This window comes from Streptomyces chisholmiae, assembly GCF_031845445.1.
Lineage (GTDB): Bacteria > Actinomycetota > Actinomycetes > Streptomycetales > Streptomycetaceae > Streptomyces > Streptomyces chisholmiae.
In genome coordinates this window covers 1-461 of record NZ_JAVREO010000162.1, presented here as the reverse complement: position 1 = coordinate 461, position 461 = coordinate 1, and the positions used below count along the sequence as shown (strand labels likewise).

Annotated in this window: 1 protein-coding gene; it reads left to right on the top strand. The window is 72.2% G+C overall.

The window, feature by feature from the left end:
* Positions 1 to 461 (top strand): SDR family NAD(P)-dependent oxidoreductase (locus tag RM844_RS32585; RefSeq protein ID WP_311671049.1); only part of this gene is annotated, 461 nt, incomplete at both ends.

The window sequence follows — 461 nt, the reverse complement described above, 5'->3', positions numbered from 1 at the left end:
CGACGAGGAGAGCGCCCGCAAGGCCGCCGCCCAGCTGGAGAGCACCGGAGCGCGGGCGGCAGCCGTACGCATGGACGTCACCGACCCGGCCTCCGTCGAAGCCGGGGTGCGGTTCGCCGTGGACACCTTCGGCGCCCTCCACCTGGCCGTGAACAACGCCGGAATCGCCGGACCCGCCGCCCCGACCGGCGCGTACGCCGTCGAGGACTGGGACCGGGTCGTCGCCACCAACCTCAGCGGCGTCTTCTACTCGATGCGGCACGAGCTGCCCGCCATCGTCGCGTCGGGCGGCGGCGCGATCGTCAACATGTCCTCGATCCTCGGCACCAACGGCTTCGCGGGCTCGCCCGCCTATGTCGCCGCCAAGCACGGTGTCGTCGGCCTCACCAAGAGCGCGGCCCTCGAGTACGCGGCACAGAACGTCCGGATCAACGCGGTCGGCCCCGGCTTCATCGACACCC